This is a genomic window from Actinocorallia aurantiaca, assembly GCF_039533685.1.
GTDB lineage: Bacteria > Actinomycetota > Actinomycetes > Streptosporangiales > Streptosporangiaceae > Actinocorallia > Actinocorallia aurantiaca.
The window spans coordinates 329,725-348,564 of sequence record NZ_BAAATZ010000029.1; the positions used below are offsets into that span (position 1 = coordinate 329,725).

Sequence of the window (18,840 nt, forward strand, 5' to 3'; positions counted from 1 at the left end):
CGGTCAGGAGCTCGGCCGCGTCCACGCCATCGTGAAGCACGTCGGCACGCTCGTGGCCACCGCCGCCTTCCGGTACTCCCTCGGTGACCGGCCGACGATGGCGCGGAACGTGCGGCTGAACGTCCCCGGGCTGCCGAAGCCGACCTGGAAGCAGATGTCCGTCACGCTGCGGTCGGTCTCCCGCAGGAGGGACATCGCACGCTCGACACGGCGGCGTTGCAGGTAGCGGTGGGGAGTCTCACCGAACACGGCCCGGAAGGTGCGCGTGAAATGCGCCTCCGACACATGGGCGATCCGGGCCAGGGCCGGAACGTCCAGCGGTTGCGCGTAGGCGCGGTCCATGGCGTCCCGTGCCCGCAGCATGCGGCGGTTCGTCTCTTCAACGGCGCGGCTCACAGCACCATCACACCATGCTGCTCCGCCGCGTCCCCGCCGTTCGTCCATCCTGGAAGGCATGGATGAGCAGCCGCTGCTGACCTTCGGCCATGGCACCGCCGGGCGAGAGGAACTGGCCCGCCTTCTTCGCGGTGCCGGGGTGCGGTCCGTGGTGGACGTGCGCACCGCGCCCGGCAGCCGCCGCAACCCGGACGTGCACCGCGACGTCCTGCGGGAATGGCTGCCAGACGTGGGGATCGGCTACCGCTGGGAGAAGCGGCTCGGGGGGTTTCGCCGGGTCGCGCCGGACTCGCCCGACACCTTCTGGCGCAACGCTTCCTTCCGCGGCTACGCCGGACATACCCGTACCCCGGACTTCCTGGCCGCCATGGACGACCTGCTGCACGAGGCGGGACGGACCCGCACGGCCGTGATGTGCAGCGAATCGGTGTGGTGGCGCTGCCATCGCCGTCTCATCGCCGACTTCGCGGTGCTGGCCCGCGGCCGACCCGTCCTGCACCTGGCCCACGACGGCCGCCTCACCGAGCATCCGCCCACGTCCGGGGCGCGGCTCCAGGAGAACGGCCTGCTCGTCTACGACGGGGAGTGACGCGCGTGAACCCGGGCGGCGGGGAGCGGGTGCCCGCCGGTCTCTCACCCGACGGTGTGGCCGTGCCGGTTCCGGGATTTCAACCGGACGGTGGGCATGTCGGGGGCGGGCAGCGGGTCGCCGGCGCCGGTCACCTCGCCGAAGCGGCGCCCGGCCATCCAGTCGTCGCGTGCTCGCACGATCTCCTCGTGGGAGCGGCCGACGAAGTTCCACCACATCACGAGCGGCTCGTCGAACGGTTCGCCGCCGAGCAGGAACAGCCGTGCCGGTTCGTCGGCGTCGATGGAGATCTCCGTCCGGCCCGGCTCCAGGTACAGCAGAGATCCGGGTGACAGGTCCACTCCGGCCGCCCGGGCGGTGCCGGACATGACCAGGACGGCGTTCTCGAAACCGGGATCGAGGGCAAGCCGCTGATGCCCGCCCTCGGCCAGCAGCACCTCGGCGCCCAGCAGTGGGCTGTGCACCTGCGCGGGGGAACGTTCCGAGGCGAGTTCGCCCACCACGACGGTGACGGTCGCGTCCCCGCCGTCCAGTACCGGGAGGGCGGAGTGGTGCTCGAACCGCGGCTCCCCGTGGCGGGCGTGCTCCGGCAGCGCCACCCACAGCTGCAGCCCGTGCATCCCCGGCGGGTGGTCCGGCGGCGACTGCTCGGAGTGCGCGATGCCGTGTCCCGAGGTCATCAGGTTCAGCTGCCCCGGCGCGATCGCCTGGGCGCTTCCCAGGCTGTCCCGGTGCATGATCTCGCCTTCGGCGAGCCAGGTGACGGTCTGCAGCCCGGTGTGCGGATGCGGCGGCAGCTGCATGCCCGGCCGCCCGGCGACGTCCTCGGGCCCGAAGTGGTCGACGAAGCACCAGGCCCCGACCATCCGCCGCCGGCGCTGCGGCAGCAGCCGCCGCACCGTGGTGTAGCGGCCCAGCGGCACGTCATGGCCGGGCAGCAGCACGCTGCCGGGTTCGTCCGTCTCCGCGATCGAACATCCGTACACGGTCCCGCCCGACTCCTGCCCAGGATCACTCATAGGACGATCTTATGAAGTCCGCATCCGGATCATGGAGAGCGGGACTCCTGCCTGGGAGAAAACGGAACGTTCTCTCCCGTTACGGAGTCTGAGTCCGGCAGAACGTTCCGACATCGGCTGCGGGGGAGAACGACGTGCGCGCACGGGGCATCAACTACGACACCGGCTTCCTTCCGGGAGACGGCCTCTCCCGCAAGACCTTCACGCCCGAGACGGTCCGGCGCGACATGGAAGTGATCTCCGGCGTCCTGCACTGCGACGCCGTGCGCGTCTCCGGCCGTGACCCGGAGAGGTTGAGCACCGCCGCCCGGTACGCCGCCGACGCCGGACTCGAAGTCTGGTTCGCCCCTTTCCCCGTGGACCTTCCCGAATCCGACCTGCTCCCGTTCCTGACGGACTGCGCCCGGCGGGCCGAAGTCCTGCGGAGGGGAGGAGCCGAGGTGGTGTTCGTCGCCGGCTGCGAGATCAGCGCCTTCTGCGGCGGCTTCATCCCCGGAGACACCTACGGCGACCGCCTGCACGCCATGGCCACCGCCGACATGGAATGGTGGGCGTCTCTCGGCCCGGTGCAGGAACGCCTCAACGGCTTCCTCGCCCGAGCCGCCGAGGCGGTCCGCGCCCGCTTCGGCGGACGGATCACCTATGCCTCGGCCCCCTGGGAGTTCGTCGACTGGACCCCGTTCGACGTCGTCGGCGTCGACGCCTACCGGGCCGCCTACAACGCCGACGGCTTCCGCACGGAACTGCGCGGTCACCTCGCGCACGGCAAGCCCGTCGCGGTGACCGAGTACGGGACCTGCGCCTACCGGGGCGCGGGCGACCGGGGAGGCTCGGCCTGGCAGGTGCCGCCGGACGCGGTGCCCGACGAGGACGAGCAGGTGCGCTACTTCACCGAGCTCATGGACGTCTTCGAAGAGGAAGGCGTCGACACCGCCCTCTGGTTCACCTTCGCCGGCTACGGCAGGCCCGGTGATCAGGACCTCGGATCCTACGGCGTCGTCAGGATCCTCGACGAAGCCCGCTGGGAGCCGAAGAGGGTGTTCCACGCGATGGCGGCCAGGCACCGGCGCCGCTAGGACCCTGCCGCAAAGCGCGGGTCAAGAAGAGCGGGAGGATCGTTCCCGGGCTCCGAAACGGGCATAACGCCCTTGAACGCGAGGGAGGCCGAGGCGGGGAGGCCATGACGGGAGCCGAGGAGATTCGCGGGTCGGCGCTGCGGCTGGACGCGCCCGATGATCTCGATCCGCTGCTGGAAAGGGTGGGGGACGCCCGTTACGTTCTGATCGGCGAGGCCAGTCACGGGACGCACGACTTCTATGCCTGGCGGGCCGCGATCACTCGCCGTTTGATCATGGAGAAGGGGTTCCGGTTCGTCGGGGTCGAGGGGGACTGGCCCGACTGCGACCGGATCCACCGGGCCGTCACCGGGGACGGGTCCACCGACGAGGCCGTTTACGGCTTCGCCCGCTGGCCCACGTTCATGTGGGCGAACGAGGAGGTCGAGGAGTTCTGCCGGTGGCTGCGCGGCTGGAATGACGCGCTGCCGCCGGAGCGTCGCGTCGGCTTCCACGGGTTGGACGTCTACAGCCTGTGGGACTCCCTGCTGGCGGTGCGCCGCTACGCCCAGCAGCACCTGCCCGAGCAGACCGGGCCGGTGCTGCGCGCCCTGCACTGCTTCGAGGCCTACGGGCACGATCCTCAGCTGTACGGCCTGGCCACCCGCATGATCCCCGCCTCCTGCGAGGAGGAGGTCGTCGGCATGCTCACCGCGGTCCGGCGGACCGCCCCCGCCGACGAGGAGGGCTTCGACGCCCGGCAGAACGCCGAGGTGGTGGCCGGGGCCGAGGAGTACTACCGGGCCATGGTGCGCGGCGGCCCCGAGTCCTGGAACCTGCGCGACATCCACATGGCCGACACCCTGGACCGGCTGACGGGCTTCTACGGCGACGGCGAAGACAACGTCAAATGCGTCGTCTGGGCGCACAACACCCACATCGGCGACGCCAGGGCCACCGACATGGCCGAGGCCGGGATGACCAATCTCGGGCAGCTGGTCAGGGAGCGGCACGGCGAGGAGGCGGCGGTCCTGGTCGGCTTCGGCACCCACCGGGGCACGGTGATCGCGGGCCGGGAGTGGGACGCCCCGGCCGAGATCATGCGGGTGCCGCCCGCCCGTACCAACTCTCTGGAAGACCTCCTGCACACCGCCGGCCTGGACCGCGCCCTCTTCATCGTCCCTCCGCCGGGCCCCGACCGCCCCAGGTGGTACGACCGTCCGGTGGAGCACCGGGCCATCGGCGTGGTCTACCACCCGGCAGGCGACCACCGGCGCAACTACGTCACCACCACCCCCGGCCGCCGCTACGACGCGTTCCTGTGGCTGGACGAGACCAGCGCCCTGCACCCCCTGCACAGGGAACCGCCCGACGAGAGGGAACCCGAGACCTTCCCCAGCTCGCTGTGAGCCCCGATTCGGAACAGGCCTCAGCTCTGCGGGACGTCCTTGACGAACACGATCCCGTCGCTTCCGGCCAAGTGGGCCGGGTCCAGCGGGGCATAGCCGTACCAGGGGGACACGCGAGGGGCGGGCCGCTCGTGGCCGAAGGCGGTGGCCAACCGGCGAGGGTCGACGACGTAGTGATCCTCCGGAAGCGCGTACAGGAGCCCTTCGACGGTGTCCGGAGGCGGGGCGTCCACTCCCTGGTGCCGGATCGTGCCGAGGGCCGTGGCCAGGAAGGCGTACTCCTCGCCCAGGCGGGCGCTCATGATCGCGCCGGCGCTCCACCACTCCAGCGGCAGGCCCCCCATCCGCATCGTGCTCTTGTGGCGCTGGAGATGGCCGTTGTGGGCGTGGACCAGCGTCGGGCCCTGCTCGGTGACGGCGAAGAGGTTCGCGGCCATCATCGAAGCCCGCAGGTCCAGCAGCCTCGTCATGCGGCTCGGTGACGTGTCGGCCATCCAGAAGTGGTAGCGCAGCAGGCCGGTGGCGGTGCGCCCGTACAAGCGCGCCCGGTCCCAGTCGCCCCCTGAGGACTCCCTCATCAGGTCCGGCGTCTGCGCGTCGAGCAACGCCACCAGATCGTCGGCGAGCAGCCGCAGTCGCTCGGCCTCGGCCGACTGCCCCACGGACTGCGACGGGTCCCTCATCGCGGCGGTATTCGTCCACCGGTCGTCGGAGCCGAGCAGGTGGTCTAGCGTTTCCGCGGTGCAGGGGAGCAGGCGCGCGTCCACCCTGGCCGCGAGGTAGCCGTGGAGAGCGGTCAGGGACTGCCGGGGGCTCGCGGCGCCGGTGATCTCCAGCGGGCCGTCGAAACCGGCGAAGCGGAGCCGTTCGGAAGCGGGCCGGCCGTCGTTGTGGGCGCGCATCCAGCGCACGAGTTCGCGGTTGGCCGCGGACGCGCCCCACCCGTGGCTGAATCCGCGCTCCATGACCTCGTCGAGGGTGCCCGTGCCCGAGGCGACGTAGTCGTCCACGGCCAGGCCCATCAGGCAGTCGCTCTCGATCGCGATCCACCGGTAGCCCTCCTGTTCGACGAGCTGCCGGAAGAGCTCGTTGCGCAGGTCGAGCAGAGCGTCCTCGCCGTGGGTGGGTTCGCCCAGCGCGAGCAGCCGCGGCCGGCCTGGGAGCAGCCTCATGACGGAGGCGGCGTCGACGGAATGGGCGGCGTCCTTGATGTCGGTAACCATGCCTTCAACGCTATATTTGAACTCTCGGTTGAGACTTTTCCGCGATATCGACAGTCCTGTGGGACGGAACCTTCAAACCGGAGCCCCCGGCGAGACCCGCGGTCTTCCCAGCGCGTTGTGAGCTCTACCGGACGGCGTAGCCGGCGAGCGACGGCTCCAGCATGCCGAAGGAGACACGGGCGTGCTCGGCGGTGATCCGTGCGATCTCGTCGTTGCCGCGGCCTTCGACGGTGAGGCGCAGCGTCTCCTCGAACAGCAGGCGGTGGACGGCGGACAGCAGGGCCGAGGCCGCGCGGGGTTCGACGGCGTCCGGTCCGGCGCCGGTCTCCTCGGCCAGGGTGACGGCCAGCGCCTTCTCGCGGGCGTCGTGGAACTCCCGCAGGCGGGTCACCAGGGCGGGGCTTTGGACGATCATGCGGGCGAACTCCGGGCCGGAGAAGCCGATGACCGGGTCCTGCCCGGCCACCGCGGACAGGTAGGCGCGGCGCAGCGCGGCCAGCGCGGACTCGCCCGGCCCCCGCTCCAGGACGGTCCTGGCGGGCAGGTGCACGAAAACGTCCTGCAGGTCGAGGGCCAGATCCTCCTTGCGGGGGAAGTAGTTGGTGACCGTCATCTTGGCGACCTGCGCGGCGGCCGCCACCTCGGCGATCGTCACGTTGTCGAACCCGCGCTCCAGGAAGAGCCGGGTGGCCTGGTGCGAGATGTTCTCCCTGGTCCGCCGCTTCTTCAGCTCGCGCAGACCCATCGGCTGTGTGCTCATGCCCCGAGTCTATCTAGGTCCGACCAAAAATTACACTTGACGCATACTTATGCTCGACCTAAATTTAGGTCGGTAAGAGCCAGCCCCTCGAAAGGACCCCGCTTTTGACCGTCGCCACCCGCCCCGCAGGCCGCACCCCCTCCGTCGACCCGATCCGGGACTACCTCCAGCAGATCGCACGCACCCCGCTGCTGACCGCGGAGCAGGAGGTGGAGCTGGGAGAGCGCATCGAGACCGGCGTCCAGGCCCGGCTCCGTCTCGACGCCGGCGGGCTCACGTCCGCCGAACGGGATGAGCTGGAGCGGCTCGTGTCCGACGGCGAGCGCGCCAGGGACCACATGATCCGCGCGAACCTCAGGCTGGTCGTCTCCATCGCCAAGCGCTACGCCGCCGGAGGCGGGCTGCCCCTGCTGGACCTCGTCCAGGAGGGCACCCTCGGGATGATGCGCGCGGTGGAGAAGTTCGACCACCGGCGCGGCCTGAAGTTCTCCACCTATGCCACCTGGTGGATCAAGCAGGCGGTCGGCCGCGCCCTGGCCGACCAGAGCCGAACGATCCGGCTCCCCGTGCACCTCGTCGAGGTCCTCAACCGGGTGGCCCGCACGCGCCGCGCCATGCTGAGCGAGCTCGACCGGGAGCCGACCCCGGCCGAGATCGCGGCCGAACTCGACCTGCCCGTCGAGAAGGTCGAACAGGTGCTGCGCCACGACGAGACCCCGGCGTCGCTGCACACCCCGCTCACCGAGGACGGCGGCGCCGAACTGGGCGACATCGTCCCCGACGACGTGCCCGGCCCCGCCGACGAGGTCGCCGCGTCCCTGCTGCGCGGTTACCTGGACAAGGCGCTGGCCACCCTCACAGAACGGGAGGCGTCCGTGATCTCCCAGCGCTTCGGGCTCGACGACGACCGTCCCAGGACCCTCGACGAGATCGGCAGGAACTACGGCCTGACCCGCGAACGCATCCGCCAGATCGAACGCCAGGGCATGCGCAAGCTACGCCGCCCCGACCGCACCCGCGCCCTGGCCGACCTCCTCACCTGAACGGCCCCTCGGCACGGAGCCGGGTCAGGGGCCGGTGAGGATGACGAGTCGACGGGTCGCCCGGGTCATCGCGACGTAGCGGTCGACCGCTCCTTCGACGCCCTCGCCGAATCTCTCCGGGTCGACGAGGACGACCAGGTCGAACTCGAGGCCCTTCGACAGTTCCGGGGTCAGTGACCTGACGCGGGAGGTCGGCCGGAACGTGGGATCGCCGATGACGCAGGCGGTTCCTTCGGTGTTCGAGGCCAGCCAGGCGTCGAGGACCGAGTCGAGCTCCGAGACAGATCCGCGGACGACGGGGACGCCGCCGCTGCGGATGGAGGTCGGCACGTTGGCGTCCGGGAGCACCGCCCGGATGACCGGTTCGGCTTCCGCCATGACCTCTTCGGGGGTCCGGTAGTTGACGCTCAGGGAGGCCAGGGTGATCCGGTCGAGGCCGACCCGCTCGAGCCGTTCCCGCCATGACTCCGTGAACCCGTGCCTGGCCTGGGCGCGGTCGCCGACGATGGTGAAGCTCCGCGACGGGCAGCGCAGCAGCAGCATCTGCCATTCAGCGTCGGTCAGTTCCTGGGCCTCGTCCACGACGATGTGCGCGAACGGGCCGGCGAGCAGGTCCGGGGTGACGCTGAACAGCGCGGTCTCGTCGATCAGGGCGTTCTGCACGTCCTGCCCGCGCAGCATCGTCACCGCGCCCTCACCGTCGTCATCGGTCGCGATCAGGGTGTCGACGACCTTGTCCATGTGCTCGCGCTGAGCGGCGACGGCGGCGCTCTGCCGACGCCTGCGGCGTGCCGCCTCGGGGTCTCCGAGCCGCTGCCGTGCCGCGTCCAGGAGCGGCAGGTCGGACACCGTCCAGGCCCGGGCGTCCTCGCGCTGCAGCTTCCGGACCTCCTCGGGGCCGAGCCAGGGGGCGCACTTGCGCAGGTAGGCGGGCACCGACCACAGGTCCCCGACGAGGTCGGACGCCTCGAGCAGCGGCCACGCGCGGTTGAGCTCCATGAGCAGCTCCCTGTTGCGCAGCAGGGACCTGCGGAGCAGGCCGGTCGGGGCGTCGCCGTCGTGCTTGTCCGTCAGGATCGTGAGCAGCTCCTCCCAGATCCGCTCGCGCGCCTGGTTGTGCGGGGTGCCGGGGTCCGGCGCCTCGAACGCCTCGGCCCAGTCGTCGGCGCTCAGCCAGATGTCGGACCAGGGGGTCGTGACCGTCATCCCCGCGTCGGGCCGGTTCTCGTAGAACCTGACGGCCGTCTCGATCGCCTTCACCAGGCCCGCGGACGACTTCAGCCGCGCCACGTCCGGGTCGGTCTCGACCACCGCCGCGGCTCCCTCGGCGACGAGGTCCCGCAGGGTGCAGGTCCGCACGCCCTCCTCGCCGAGGCTGGGAAGGACGTCGGCGACGTAGGCCAGGTAGGGCTGGTGGGGGCCGACGAACAGCACGCCGCCCCTGCGGTGGCCGAGGCGCGGGTCGGAGTAGAGGAGGTAGGCGGAGCGGTGCAGGGCCACGACGGTCTTCCCCGTGCCCGGACCGCCGTCGACGACGAGGGCGCCGCGGGACCCGGCGCGGATGATCGCGTCCTGGTCGGCCTGGATGGTGCCGAGCACGTCCCGCATCCGGGACGACCGGTGGCCTCCCAGGCCGGCGATGAAGGCGGACTGGTCGTCGAGCGCGGCGTGCCCTTCGAACCCCTCCGAGGTGAACACCTCGTCCCAGTAGTCGCTGATCCGGCCGCGGGTCCAGCGGTACCTGCGGCGGCTCGCCAGGCCCATCGGGTCGGCGTGGGTCGCCCCGAAGAACGGCTCGGCGGCGGGGGAGCGCCAGTCGAGCAGCAGCCGGCGGCCCGTGCCGTCGGTGAGGCCGAGCCGCCCGATGTACACGGGCTCGGAGCCGTCCGCGCCGACGATGTGCCCCAGGCACAGGTCCAGACCGAAGCGGCGCAGGGTGCGCAGGTGAGCGGTCAGCCTGTGGATCTCGGTGTCCCGGTCCATGGCCGCCTGGCCCGTGCCGCCGGGAGCCAGGCGCCAGGCGTCGAGGCGGCCTGACAGGTCGGCGATCGACCGCTCGAGGCTCTCCGCGATGGCCGCGAAGTGCCGCTCGTCGCCGGCGATCAGCGCCGGGTCGGCCTTGGCGGCGAGGCGGTCGGGAAGGTCGAACGCGCTGGTGGTCAGCGGCTTCAAGGCATCAGCTCCGATTTCGTGTCCCTCACTTTAGGCCCGAATCCCGGTGCTCATGAGCGCGGCCGGACTCTGGTGGAAGGAGAGACGAACGGAACTCCGCCCGGCCTGATCACCGGGTCCCGCATGGATCACCGCGCCTCGACGGCGCCGCGGCTTCAGCCGTTGCCGCCGTTGTCGGAGGGCAGGGAGGGCGAGTCCTCGTGGTCGTGGCGCGGGTGCACTCCGGCGGCGGCCCTGTTGTCGGTGGTGAGCCGGTGGACGGTGCGTTCCAGGATGGGGAGGATCTCGGTTATGTCGATCTTGTGGGCGGCGAAGCTGCCGACGACGGCGTAACCCAGGTGGGTGAGGATGAGCGCGACGTCGCCGGCGTAGTCCGGGTCGCAGCGGGCGAGCATCGCCAGGGCGGTGGGCTCGATCGCGCGCATGGCCTGCCCGCGCAGCCGTTCCCCGCCCGGGCCCGCCTGCGCCCGGTGGTAGACCTCCAGCATGCGCGGGCTGCGCTCCCACGGTTCGAAGACGTGGCGGAGGATGCGCATGAGACCGTCGTACAGGCTCTCCCCGGGAACGGCAGGGGCCAGTTCGGCGCAGCCGTTGACCGCCATCCACCGCTCCACCGCGACCACGATCAGCTCGTCCCGTGTGGCGAACAGCTTGTAGATCGTGGCCAGGGAGACCTGGGCGCGCCGGGCCACCTCCCGCAGGTGCACGGCGTCGTAGCCGCCGTCCTCCAGGAGTTCGAGCACCGCGCGCACGATGGTGTCGGCCGGCTCCGGCTCGAGCGGCTTCCTCGTTTTCTGCATGTTCCGACCGGACCCCTACCCTCATGGCCGCTGGATAAGTAACCTCGTTACTCCAGTAACTATGTTACTCGCCTTCGACTGCAAGGGCCTGCCACCGGGCATCGGCACAGGCCGCGGACTCATGATCACCGGCGGATCCGTTGTCTTTCCCTGGAGGGCACATGCGAGAACAAGGACGTCTGTTCGTGGGGGGCGAGTGGGTCGCGCCCAGTACGGACCGGGTGATCGAGGTCGTCTCCCCGCACAGCGAGCAGGTCTTCGCACGGGTCGCGGCCCCGGACGTCGAGGACGTCGACCGGGCGGTGGCCGCCGCCCGGCAGGCCTTCGACAAGGGATCCTGGCCCCGCCTCGACCCCTCCGAGCGGGTGGCGTCCGTCCGCAGGCTGGCCGGGCTCTACGCGCCGCGCCGCGAGGAGCTGGCCCGAGTGGTCACGGCCGAGACGGGCACCCCCATCACCTTCTCCAGGTCGGTGCACGCCGAACTGCCGTTGGCCGTGATGCGCGCCTTCGCCGACATCGCCGAGGGCTACCCGTGGGAGGAGAACCGCCCCGGGTTCTACGGCAGGGACATCATCCTGCAGAAGATGCCGGTCGGGGTGATCGCGGCGATCGTCCCGTGGAACATGCCGGTGCTCCTGGCCGTCATGAAGCTGGTGCCCGCCCTGCTGGCGGGCTGTTCGGTCGTGCTCAAGCCGTCGTCCGAGACCCCGCTCGACGCCTACCTGCTGGCCGAGGTGCTGGAAGAGGCCGGACTGCCGCCCGGCCTGGTCAGCGTGCTTCCCGGCGACCGCGATCTCGGCAGGTACCTGGTGTCCCACCCCGAGGTGGACAAGGTGTCGTTCACCGGATCCACCGAAGCCGGCTGGCAGGTCGCCACGGCGTGCGGGACAGAGCTCAAGAGGGTGAGCCTCGACCTCGGCGGCAAGTCCGCCGCCGTGGTGCTCGAGGACGCCGACCCCGCCGCCGTGGCCGCCGGAGTGAAGGTCGCGGGCCTGATGAACGGCGGCCAGGCGTGCGCCGCCCAGACGAGGGTCCTCCTGCCGCGGAGCCGCTACGGGGAGTTCGCCGACGCTCTGGCCTCGATGGTCGAGTCGCTCGTCGTGGGAGATCCTGCCGACCCCGCCACAGAGGTGGGGCCGCTCGTCACCGAGCGGCAGCGGGACCGGGTCCTCGACCACATCGAGCGGGGGCTGAAGGAGGGAGCGCGCCTCGTCGTCGGCGGCACGGGCCTCCCCGACGGCGTCGACCGGGGGTGGTACGTCCGCCCCACCCTCTTCCGCGACGTCGACAGCGACATGCGCATCGCCCAGGAGGAGATCTTCGGCCCCGTCCTCACCCTGATCCCCTACCGGGACGAGGAGGAGGCGATCCGCATAGCCGACGACACCCAGTACGGGCTGTCGGGCTCGGTCTGGACCCCCGACGTCCAGCGGGGCCTGTCCGTCGCCCGCCGGGTCCGCAGCGGGACCTTCGGCGTCAACCAGGCCTACAGCATGGACCCGGCCGCGCCCTTCGGCGGCATGAAGGACAGCGGCATGGGACGGGAACTCGGCCCCGAAGGCATCGAGGAGTACCTGGACGTGAAGTCCATCTCAGTGGCCCCGCCGGACTGACACCGAAGGCGCCGACGGTGACGCTCCTCGATTCCCGAATCTGCTGGATTTGGTAGCCTACCTACCGGTAGGTAGGCTACCGGGATAGTCAACGACATCTCGGTCTGCATCGCGAGCCTCACAAAGCGTTACGGCGAGCGAACGGTCCTCGACAGTGTCTCCCTCGACGTCCGGCGGGGCGGCCGTACGGTCGTCCTGGGTCCCAACGGGGCTGGGAAGTCCACGTTGCTGGAGATCGTCTCGACGCTGCGCACCCCGACGTCGGGGACGGTCGTGGTGGAGGGGCACGATGTCGTGACCGACGTCCGGGCGGCGCGGCGGCTGATCGGGCTGGCTCCCCAGTCCAACGCGCTCGATCCGCTGGCGACCCCGGTGGAGGTGCTGGAATTTCAGGGTGCGGTCCTGGGCCTCGGCAGGCGGGCCGCACGTCGCCGGTCAGACGAGCTGGTGGAGCTGTTCGGGCTCGGGGAGCGCCAGGACACGCGGATCGCGAAACTGTCGGGCGGGACACGCCGGAAGGTCGATCTCGCGGTCGCCCTGGTCGGGGAGCCGTCGCTCATCGTGCTCGACGAGCCCACCACGGGCCTCGACCCGCTCGCCCGGATCGAGTTCTGGGCGGAACTCGAACGGCTGAGCGCCGAAGACGGGCCGCGCACGCTCCTGATCTCCACCCAGGACCTGCACGAGGCGGAGGTACTGGCCACCGACATCGTCGTCCTGCGGGAGGGAGGAGTCGTCGCGCACGACTCGCCCGAAGCGCTCAAGAACCGCGTCGGCGCACGCACCCTGACGCTGACCCTGGACACCTCCGAGGCGACACACGACCTGGTCGAGGCCACCCGTGCCGGATTCGTCCCGGAGCCCGGCCGGCCGGCCACGGTCCGCCTCGCGCTCCCCGGTGATCCCGCCGTACTCCGTGCGGCGCTGGACGACATCGGTGCCGTCGCGGCATCCGTCGAGGAACTGCGTCTGACCGACCCGTCACTCGATGACGTCTTCGCCGTCCTCACCGCACCGACGACCCGCCTCAAGAAGGAGCCGGCATGACCGCCGCCGTCCCCGCCACGAGTGCCCGCCGCACCGGAGCCCTCCCTGTGACCGTCGCGGCCACAGCGCGAGCCCTGCGGACCGTCTTCCGCTCACCGGCCCTTCTGATCAGCCCGCTCGCCCAGTCGCTGTTCTTCCTGCTGATCTACTCGGGACAGCTCAGCAATGTCGGCGCCGGCTATCTCGACGGCCAGGCCTTCATCGCATTCCTCCTGCCGCTGATCCTGCTCACCGGCGTCGCGACCGGCGCCGGCGCCGCGGGAACGCTGACCTCGAACGACCTCACCAGCGGCTACCTCGACCGGCTCCGGATGGCGCACGGCACGGTCACCCCGTTCCTCACCGGCACGGTTCTGGCCACCCTCGTCGCCGTCACCGTGCAGGCCCTCCTCACCATCGGCGGCGCGATGATCGCCGGATACCGGCCGAACGCATGGACGGGGACGCTCGGGATGCTCGCGGTCATGCTGATCCTCGGCATCTCGGTCGCCTTGTGCAGCGTCGCCGTCGCCGTTCGCACCGCCTCGTCGTCGACCGCCGGGCTCGTCACGCTGGGCTTCTTCGGGCTGTCGTTCTTCACCGGCGTGTTCGCCCCCGTCAACGAGCTCTCCGGCTGGATGCGGGCGGTCGCCACGGTGAACCCGCTCACGTACATCATCGAAGCCGCCCGGCAGATCGAGAGCGGAAGCGCCCTCACCGCCGGTCCCCTCGCCACGATCTTCCTGACCATGCTGGTCGCGGCGGGGTTCGTCGCCTGCGGCCTCGCGCTCCACCACGCCCGGAGGAACCGATGACCGCCACCGACACCCGCGCGCAGCTCATGGACGCGTTCAGTGATCAGCTCTCCACGGTCGGATATCCCGGCATCTCCCTCGTCGGAGTCGCACGCACCGCCGGAATCCAGAAGCCCTCGATCTACCACCACTTCCCCGGTGGCAAGGAGGAGCTCTACACCGCGGTGGCGAACCGGTTCATCGACGCCTCGCACGCTCGGATCACCGACGCGCTCGCCACCGGAACGACCTTCGAGGAGCGGCTGACGGCACTCGTCCGGGCCGCCGCGGAGCACACGGGTACAACGATCTCGTTCGAGCAGCGCATCTATGACGCCCTCGACCTCGTGAGCTCCTCCACCAAGGACCGCATCTCCCGGCGCTACGTCGAAGCCCTCCTCACCCCCGTCGTCGTCCTGTTCACCGAGGCGGTCCGGGAAGGCCGCGTCACCGGAGACCCGGAGTTCCTCATGAACGCCTTCCTCCACCTCGCCCGCGCCGTGGACCTCACCCCAGACGACAGCGCGACGCAAATCGTCGATCTCTTCCTCAACGGCGCCCGCCCCCGCCACGCGCACTCGGGGTCGCGGGAAGATCCGGCCGGGTAGGCCCACGACCCGTCTGAGCGGAGCCGCTCCCGCCGCGTCATCACTCTCGGGGTACTGCGGTGACGCTGCGGAAGGTCCGGTCGGCGTCCGGCGGGAGGGCGTTGAGGTCGTAGGCCCAGTGCAGGATGAATTTGCCGATCAGGTGCTGGAATCCAGGGTTGTCGAACCGGTGGAAATCCAGGAAGACCGGGTGAGTGCCTTGGAAGGGGGTGTCGGTCTCCACCGCGGTGGCCAGGGTGTTGAAGAGGTCGGTAAGGCTGGTGGCCCAGTGGGTGACATCGCTCGCGCCGGATCCCATGCCGAACTCGTAAACGTGGCCGTAGGTGGGTCCTGGGGCGTGGTCGACGAAGGCCATGCCGCCGTTGTTGGGCTCGGCGAAGACCACCCAGCGGTCCGCGTGGGCGACCACGGCTCCCTCGGGCCACCAGTCACCCCAGTTCTCGGGGAAGTCCTCGTGGAAGTCCAGGCATATCTCGTGCGCGCCGATGATCTGCTGGGCATCGCAGAGCCGGTGCCCGCCAGGCAGGAAGGTGCCGAAGCCGGGACTGGAGACGGCCCAGGGCGTACCGCCCTGCAGGCGCAGCAGTTCCTTCAGCTCCGGATGCAGCGCGAAGCCGTGGGCCTCCTCGATGCGGGCGATCTCTTCCTCGGTGGCCGGCGGCAGGAGCACGGCATGGTCGTCGGGCGAATGCTCGGCCAGCCAGCCCGAGAACCGGCCCCAGGCAATCCGCAGCCGGTGAATGTCCAATGGTCGCTCCTGGTCGAAGGGGCAGGGGCGGCGGGGTCGGCCCGGGTGCCCGTGGTGGTCGGGCGCGGCACGCGTTCGGGTCAGGGGAACTCTCGGTAGAAGCGGTCGCCGCTCGCATCGGTGACGTCGATGACGACTCTGGCGGGTTCGGGCACGGGCATGGTGACGATTCCGGTGGTGTAGACGGACGCGTCGAGGAGCTGTGGGGTGATTCGGACGCCGGTGAGTTCTTCGGCGAGGGCGAAGAGGCCGGGAGTTTCCAGCTCGACCGGTTCGTCGTAGGCGGTTTCAGGGTCGCTCAGGTCATAACCGACCCGCGCCATCGCGGAGAGCAGCTCATCAGGTGAGGATCCGTGGCGCTGCCAGGGTGACTCGAACCAGGTTCTCCGCTCGCCGTCCTGCCACCAAAGGAAGCAGGTGACGGCGTTGATGTTGCGGTAGTGCGTGAAGATACGGGTGCCGTGCGACGCGGACCGCATCAACTGCTCGTCGATGCCGACGAGACCGTTGATCTCCACGGCGAGAGTCCACGGACCACCCGATCCCTGGACCGAGGTCGCGCCCACCAGCATCTGTTCGCCGAAGTCCTCCTGCGTGTCCTGGAAGCGCATGTCCCGCTCGAGGTAGGCGTCCATGCCGACGCAATCCCCGTGGACGTCGGCGTCGAGCCGCGCCAGGTACTCGGCGGGGCTCGACGCCTCGACGAAGGTCAGACAGTAGCCGTCGGTGAGAAGGCCGCACCGGTACTCGCGATACCAGGCGTAATCGGCGGCGGAGGCGGTCATGGCCCGATACTCCCAGCAGGCACCGACAAAGCGATCAAGGGTTGCACAGCCGCGGACGGGTTTCCGTCACGGCCCTCCGCTCCCGAACCGTCCCAGCCGCCAGGGGAGGGTTCAGATCCGGCGGTAGGTGGCGGAGACGACCGAGGTTCCGGTCTCGTCGGCGTGCTTCGACTGGAACTTCAGGACCTTGGCGGTGCAGGCGTAGTTCCCGTAGGGCACGATGAAGGGGTCGAAATCGCCCTTGCGGTAGATCTTGACGAGGTACTCGGGGTCCGTGGGCGTGCCATTGAAGGTCGACCGGACGACGGCGTTGCCGGAGGCGGACTTCGCCCTGAGGGAGAACTTGCCCTTCTTGGCGCCCTTGAGGGTGGACTTGAAGGCCAGGCGCTTACGGTAGGTGCGGTTGACGGTGATGGGGGTGCCCTCGATGGCGGTCTTCAAGACGACCTTCTTGGAGCCGGTGAAATCGTAGGCGAACTTCTTCGGCGTGACGGTCAGCTTGGTTCCCGCGCCGCCCTTCACGGTGCTCGTGGTCTCGCCCTTGGCGATGAGGGAGTACTTGACGAGCCGCCACTTGCCGATGGCGCACTGCTTGGGTGCGGCCGAGGCGGGGGCGGGGAGCGCGAAGGCGGCTCCGGCCGCCAGGGCGGCGGCCAGAATGAGACGCACGGGGGACGCGGACAAAGTCGACCTCCAAGGGGGGAATGATCAACAAAAGGTACCGGTACCGGGACCAAAGGGTACGGCTGATGGCCGAACACGGGATCTGATCGGCGCCCTCGAAGATCTGCGTGACCTCGGCCTCGTGCATGAAGTGCTCCTCCCTCATTCCCGGGGGGCCACCAGCCCGGCCTCGTAGGCGAGGATGACCAGGTGGACGCGGTCGCGGGCGTCGAGCTTGGTGAGCAGGCGCGCCACGTGGGTCTTGGCGGTGGCCACGCTGATCGACAGGTCTGCGGCGATCTCGCCGTTGGACAGGCCGCGGCCCACGAGCGTCAGCACCTCCCGTTCCCGTTCGGTGATGCCGCCGGGGGCACGGCGCGCGGCGGGCGGAGCCGCGGGGGAGGGACGGGCGGCGAACTCCTCGATCAGGCGGCGGGTCACGCTCGGCGCGATCAGCCCGTCTCCGGCGGCGACCACGCGGATCGCGGCGAGGATGTCCTCCAGGGCCATGTCCTTGACCAGGAAGCCGCTCGCGCCCGCCCGCAACGAGGCGTACACGTACTCGTCGTCGTCGAACGTGGTGAGCATGAGCACGCGCGTCGTCCCGCCGTCCGCCGTGATGGCCCGGGCGGCCTCGATGCCGTCCATGCCGGGCATGCGGATGTCCATCACCACGACGTCGGGACGCGTCTCCCGCACCAAACCGACCGCCTCCGTCCCCGTTCCGGCCTCGCCGACGACGGCCAGGTCATCGGTGTCGGCGCACAGCACGCGCAGCCCGGCGCGGATGAGGGGCTGGTCGTCGGCGAACACGACGCGGATCGTCATCGTGCCGCCCCGGCCAGCGGCAGCCGCGCCTCGACCCGGAAACCGCCTTCGGAGCGCGGCTCCGCCGTGAGGCTCCCGTTCAGCAGGCCGGCCCGCTCACGCATCCCGACCAGCCCGTACCCGGTGCCCGCGACGGCGGGCTCCAGGCCGGCGCCGTCGTCGACGATCTCCACGACCAGTTCCTCGTCTCCGTAGTCGATCGACACCCGGCAGTGCCCGGTGCCCGCGTGGCGCACCACGTTGGTGACCGACTCCTGGACGATGCGGAACGCCGACAGGTCGATCTCGGCGGGCAGCGGGCGCCGCTCGCCCCGCCATCGCACGTCGACCCGGACCCCGGCGTCCCCGGTGGTCCGGACGAGCTGCTCGAGCCCGTCCAGCCCGGGAACGGGAACGCGCGGCGCCGGTGCGCTCTCGGAGTCGGTGCGCCGGAGGGCGCCGAGCATCCGGCGCAGTCCCGCCAGCGTCTCGCGGCTGGTGGCCTCGATGGCGCTCAGCGCGTTGCGGGCCTCCGCGGGCTGGGTGTCGATGACCCTGCTGCCCACCCCGGCCTGGATCGCGATGATGCCGATGCTGTGGGCGACCATGTCGTGCAGTTCCCGGGCGATCCGCAGCCGCTCGGCGGTGACGGCCTGGACCGCGGCCTTCTCGGCCAGCTGTGCGGCGTGCAGGCGGCTCTGGCGGATCGACCTGCCGGTCAGCCACGCGACCACGGCCGCCAGCGTCAGCAACCCGAAGGTGCTGGGCAAGGCCACGGGCGTGACCGCGATCGCGCAGCAGGCCAGCTGTGTGAAGAGCACCGTCGCCAGGGCCGTGAACGAGACCCGGGGCGAGCGGGTCCTCGCGATGTAGGCGACGGCCGCGTCGGTGAATCCGGCGTAGAGGATCCCCACCTCCGGTTTCGGCATCTCCAGCATCGCGGCCGACCAGGCGGCCGTCAGCAGCACCAGCGCCGGCAGCGGCCTGCGCCGCATCAGCGACGCCACCAGCAGGGTCAGCAGCGCGGCGGGGAGGATCTCCACGACGCCGAAGCCCGTCCTGCCCTCGGCCACCGACAGGAACAGGACCGGGGGATAGAGCAGGCCGCCGCCCCAGGCCAGAACCGTCGCCGTGACCGCGAGCACCCGGCGGGACGAGGGGAAGCCGATCATGCGCCGATCGTAGCGAGGGGCCCCTGCGGCGGCATCGGCCCACGGGCGTAAGCCCAGGGGATACAACCCGCCCCGCTGAATGTGACCCGTGGCCCGATGCCCGAAAGATGCCATTCGCGACACCGTTCTCGCCGTCAGGTTCTTCGATCGACGGAAAG

Annotated in this window: 19 protein-coding genes; 8 read left to right on the top strand and 11 right to left on the bottom strand. The window is 70.5% G+C overall.

Features of this window, described 5'->3' with window-relative positions; all coding sequences use genetic code 11:
* Positions 1-3 precede the first annotated feature (3 nt).
* A complete protein-coding gene (locus ABD327_RS29525) occupies positions 4-396 on the bottom strand; it encodes a helix-turn-helix domain-containing protein (RefSeq protein ID WP_344455154.1) in 393 nt (130 codons plus the stop codon).
* Between the two features lie 58 nt (positions 397-454).
* Between ABD327_RS29525 and ABD327_RS29530 the strand changes: the two genes are divergently transcribed.
* Positions 455-985, top strand: coding sequence for a DUF488 domain-containing protein (locus tag ABD327_RS29530; RefSeq protein ID WP_344455156.1), 531 nt, complete (start codon positions 455-457; stop codon positions 983-985).
* Between the two features lie 44 nt (positions 986-1,029).
* Here the strand turns inward: ABD327_RS29530 and ABD327_RS29535 are convergent, their stop codons facing one another.
* Positions 1,030-2,004: a pirin family protein gene (locus ABD327_RS29535; RefSeq protein ID WP_344455159.1), complete on the bottom strand. Its 975-nt coding sequence runs from the start codon at positions 2,002-2,004 to the stop codon at positions 1,030-1,032.
* Between the two features lie 134 nt (positions 2,005-2,138).
* On the opposite strand from ABD327_RS29535, the gene ABD327_RS29540 reads away from it, so the two are divergent.
* Both ABD327_RS29540 and ABD327_RS29545 read left to right on the top strand, forming a co-directional pair.
* Positions 2,139-3,080 (top strand): glycoside hydrolase family 113 protein, encoded by a 942-nt coding sequence (locus tag ABD327_RS29540; protein ID WP_344455161.1) that lies wholly within the window; start codon positions 2,139-2,141, stop codon positions 3,078-3,080.
* 104 nt (positions 3,081-3,184) lie between these two features.
* Positions 3,185-4,468 carry an erythromycin esterase family protein gene (locus ABD327_RS29545; RefSeq protein WP_344455162.1) on the top strand — a complete coding sequence of 428 codons (1,284 nt, stop codon included), beginning with the start codon at positions 3,185-3,187 and terminating at the stop codon, positions 4,466-4,468.
* Between the two features lie 20 nt (positions 4,469-4,488).
* Here ABD327_RS29545 and ABD327_RS29550 read toward each other — a convergent pair whose 3' ends face one another.
* A complete protein-coding gene (locus ABD327_RS29550) occupies positions 4,489-5,691 on the bottom strand; it encodes an erythromycin esterase family protein (RefSeq protein ID WP_344455164.1) in 1,203 nt (400 codons plus the stop codon).
* Between the two features lie 124 nt (positions 5,692-5,815).
* Positions 5,816-6,451, bottom strand: coding sequence for a TetR/AcrR family transcriptional regulator (locus ABD327_RS29555; protein ID WP_344455166.1), 636 nt, complete (start codon positions 6,449-6,451; stop codon positions 5,816-5,818).
* A gap of 104 nt (positions 6,452-6,555) precedes the next feature.
* Here ABD327_RS29555 and ABD327_RS29560 point away from each other — a divergent pair, with 104 nt between their 5' ends.
* Positions 6,556-7,494, top strand: a complete 939-nt coding sequence (locus ABD327_RS29560; protein WP_344455168.1) for a sigma-70 family RNA polymerase sigma factor — start codon at positions 6,556-6,558, stop codon at positions 7,492-7,494.
* 24 nt (positions 7,495-7,518) lie between these two features.
* Here ABD327_RS29560 and helR read toward each other — a convergent pair whose 3' ends face one another.
* Positions 7,519-9,666: an RNA polymerase recycling motor ATPase HelR gene (gene helR / locus ABD327_RS29565; protein WP_344455170.1), complete on the bottom strand. Its 2,148-nt coding sequence runs from the start codon at positions 9,664-9,666 to the stop codon at positions 7,519-7,521.
* A gap of 155 nt (positions 9,667-9,821) precedes the next feature.
* On the bottom strand, positions 9,822-10,466 hold the full coding sequence (locus tag ABD327_RS29570; protein ID WP_344455172.1) for a TetR/AcrR family transcriptional regulator: 645 nt from the start codon (positions 10,464-10,466) through the stop codon (positions 9,822-9,824).
* A gap of 161 nt (positions 10,467-10,627) precedes the next feature.
* Between ABD327_RS29570 and ABD327_RS29575 the strand changes: the two genes are divergently transcribed.
* The 4 genes from ABD327_RS29575 to ABD327_RS29590 all read left to right on the top strand — a co-directional run bounded on the left by ABD327_RS29575 (position 10,628) and on the right by ABD327_RS29590 (position 14,507).
* On the top strand, positions 10,628-12,079 hold the full coding sequence (locus ABD327_RS29575; protein WP_344455175.1) for an aldehyde dehydrogenase: 1,452 nt from the start codon (positions 10,628-10,630) through the stop codon (positions 12,077-12,079).
* A 108-nt stretch (positions 12,080-12,187) separates the two neighbouring features.
* The gene (locus ABD327_RS29580) at positions 12,188-13,126 is read left to right on the top strand and encodes an ABC transporter ATP-binding protein (protein WP_344455545.1); all 939 of its coding nucleotides are present in this window, start codon (positions 12,188-12,190) and stop codon (positions 13,124-13,126) included.
* Entirely contained in the window at positions 13,123-13,920 is a 798-nt protein-coding gene (locus tag ABD327_RS29585) for an ABC transporter permease (RefSeq protein ID WP_344455178.1), read from the top strand. The genes ABD327_RS29580 and ABD327_RS29585 overlap by 4 nt, the downstream gene beginning before the upstream one ends.
* Positions 13,917-14,507, top strand: coding sequence for a TetR/AcrR family transcriptional regulator (locus ABD327_RS29590; protein ID WP_344455180.1), 591 nt, complete (start codon positions 13,917-13,919; stop codon positions 14,505-14,507). Before ABD327_RS29585 ends, ABD327_RS29590 begins: the two co-directional genes overlap by 4 nt.
* 40 nt (positions 14,508-14,547) lie before the next feature.
* On the opposite strand, the gene ABD327_RS29595 is transcribed toward ABD327_RS29590, so the two are convergent.
* From ABD327_RS29595 to ABD327_RS29615, 5 genes are all read right to left on the bottom strand, one after another.
* Positions 14,548-15,255, bottom strand: coding sequence for an SMI1/KNR4 family protein (locus ABD327_RS29595; protein ID WP_344455182.1), 708 nt, complete (start codon positions 15,253-15,255; stop codon positions 14,548-14,550).
* 80 nt (positions 15,256-15,335) lie between these two features.
* Complete coding sequence (locus ABD327_RS29600) at positions 15,336-16,040, bottom strand: DUF6461 domain-containing protein (RefSeq protein WP_344455184.1); 705 nt, start codon at positions 16,038-16,040, stop codon at positions 15,336-15,338.
* A 111-nt stretch (positions 16,041-16,151) separates the two neighbouring features.
* Positions 16,152-16,709: a hypothetical protein gene (locus ABD327_RS29605; protein WP_344455186.1), complete on the bottom strand. Its 558-nt coding sequence runs from the start codon at positions 16,707-16,709 to the stop codon at positions 16,152-16,154.
* Positions 16,710-16,865: 156 nt separating this feature from the next.
* Positions 16,866-17,531, bottom strand: coding sequence for a response regulator (locus ABD327_RS29610; RefSeq protein ID WP_344455188.1), 666 nt, complete (start codon positions 17,529-17,531; stop codon positions 16,866-16,868).
* Complete coding sequence (locus ABD327_RS29615) at positions 17,528-18,682, bottom strand: sensor histidine kinase (protein ID WP_344455191.1); 1,155 nt, start codon at positions 18,680-18,682, stop codon at positions 17,528-17,530. Before ABD327_RS29615 ends, ABD327_RS29610 begins: the two co-directional genes overlap by 4 nt.
* Between the last annotated feature and the right edge of the window lie 158 nt (positions 18,683-18,840).